The following is a 1,296-nucleotide window of genomic DNA, read 5'->3' as shown; positions in this document are numbered from 1 at the left end:
GCCGCCCGTCCGGCTCGCGGCGGTGAAGACGTCGGACGGCGGCGGCGCGGCGGCACCGTCGTCCGGCGACGTGACCGGGGTCAGTCCCGGATCGTGGCCTCCATGGGCACACGGACGCCGCGCTCCTTCGCCACCTCGGCGGCGCGGGAGTAGCCGGCGTCGACGTGGCGGATGACGCCCATGCCGGGGTCGTTGGTGAGCAGCGCCTCGAGCTTGGCCGCGGCCAGCTCGGTGCCGTCGGCCACGCCCACCTGGCCGGCGTGGATGGACCGGCCGATGCCGACGCCGCCGCCGTGGTGGATCGACACCCAGGTGGCGCCGGAGGAGGTGGCGGTCAGGGCGTTTAGCAGCGGCCAGTCGGCGATCGCGTCGGAGCCGTCCAGCATGGACTCGGTCTCGCGGTACGGGGAGGCCACGGAGCCGGAGTCGAGGTGGTCGCGGCCGATCACGATCGGCGCCTTGACCTTGCCCTCGGCCACGAGCTGGTTGAAGAGCAGGCCGGCCTTGTGGCGCTCGCCGTAGCCCAGCCAGCAGATGCGGGCCGGCAGGCCCTCGAACTCCACGAACTCGGCGGCGCCGTCCAGCCAGCGGTGCAGGTGCTCGTTCTCGGGGAACAGCTCCTTCAGGGCCTCGTCGGTCACGCGGATGTCCTCCGGGTCGCCGGAGAGCGCGGCCCAGCGGAACGGGCCGAGGCCCTCGCAGAACAGCGGGCGGATGTAGGCCGGGACGAAGCCCGGGAACTCGAAGGCGCGGGAGTAGCCGGCCTTGCGGGCCTCGTCGCGGATGGAGTTGCCGTAGTCGAAGACCTCGGCGCCGATGTCCTGGAAACCGACCATGGCCTCCACCTGACGGGCCATGGACTCCTGGGCCTTCTTGGTGAAGGTCTCCGGGTCGGCCTCGGCCTCGGCCTGCCAGTCGGCCTCGGTGACCTCGATCGGCAGGTTGGACAGCGGATCGTGCGCGGAGGTCTGGTCCGTGACGATGTCGATCTCGATCTCGCCGCGCTTCTGGCGCTCGAGCAGCTCGGGGAAGACCTCGGCGGCGTTGCCCACAAGGCCCACGGAGACGGCCTCGCCGTCGTTCTTGGCCTGCATGACGCGTGCCACGGCCTTGTCCAGGTCGGTCTCGACCTCGTCCAGGTAGCGCTTGCCCATGCGGCGGCGCAGGCGGTCCTCCGAGACGTCCACGATCAGGCAGACGCCGCCGTTGAGGGTGACGGCCAGGGGCTGGGCGCCGCCCATGCCACCGCAGCCGCCGGTGAGGGTGAGGGTGCCCTTGAGGGTGCCGTCGTACTTC

The 1,296-nt window shown here is 71.9% G+C and carries 1 protein-coding gene; it reads right to left on the bottom strand.

Going from position 1 to position 1,296, the window contains the following annotated elements; all coding sequences use genetic code 11:
* Positions 1-80: 80 nt before the first annotated feature.
* The coding region (gene hutU, locus AB0N07_RS51255) for a urocanate hydratase (RefSeq protein ID WP_365847896.1) at positions 81-1,296 on the bottom strand (1,216 nt) is incomplete at its 5' end.

Source organism: Streptomyces sp. NPDC051172 (genome assembly GCF_040682555.1).
GTDB lineage: Bacteria > Actinomycetota > Actinomycetes > Streptomycetales > Streptomycetaceae > Streptomyces.
The sequence above is the reverse complement of the archived record's forward strand: the minus strand, read 5'-3'. Positions and strand labels throughout refer to the sequence as shown.